Raw genomic sequence first — 529 nt, 5'->3', positions numbered from 1 at the left:
CATCACGAGCGGATCGCCGCCCGTCACGAGAATGTCGGTGACTTCCGGATGACGCCGCAGATAGGCGGTGAGCTCCTGCGACGAACGCGCGTCGAACTTGAGTTCGTCCATGCCGACGAACTGCGGCCAGCGGAAGCAGAACGTGCAATACGCGTGGCAGGATTGCCCCGCACTCGGAAAGAACAGCACCGTCTCGCGATACTTGTGCTGCAGGCCGCTTAACGGCACGCCGTCGAGATAGGGCACGTTGTGGGTCAGTTGCCCGGCGGGATGCGGATTCATCCGCAGGCGGATCTGGCGGACGACGGCGTCGATGCGCGCTTCGTCGGCACCTTCCCGGACGAGATCGCGGATCGCCGCATACTCGTCGTCCTTCAGCATGTCGCGGTGCGGGAACGTCAGCCGGTAGATCGGGTCGTCGGGAACCTTGTCCCAGTCGATCAGCTCGTTCAGCACATAGGGATTGACTCGAAACGGCAGTACGCGCGAGACGACGTCGACGGCTTCCTGAAGCTCGCTCGGCAACAGC

At 63.3% G+C, this 529-nt stretch carries 1 pseudogene; it reads right to left on the bottom strand.

The window, feature by feature from the left end:
* Positions 1–529 (bottom strand): annotated as a pseudogene (locus SB764_RS38250) (lysine 2,3-aminomutase); the annotation flags it as partial.

This window comes from Paraburkholderia sp. SIMBA_027, from assembly GCF_046535315.1.
Lineage (GTDB): Bacteria > Pseudomonadota > Gammaproteobacteria > Burkholderiales > Burkholderiaceae > Paraburkholderia > Paraburkholderia tropica.
Note: the sequence above shows the minus strand (reverse complement) of the source record. Positions and strands in the feature narration are given on the sequence as shown.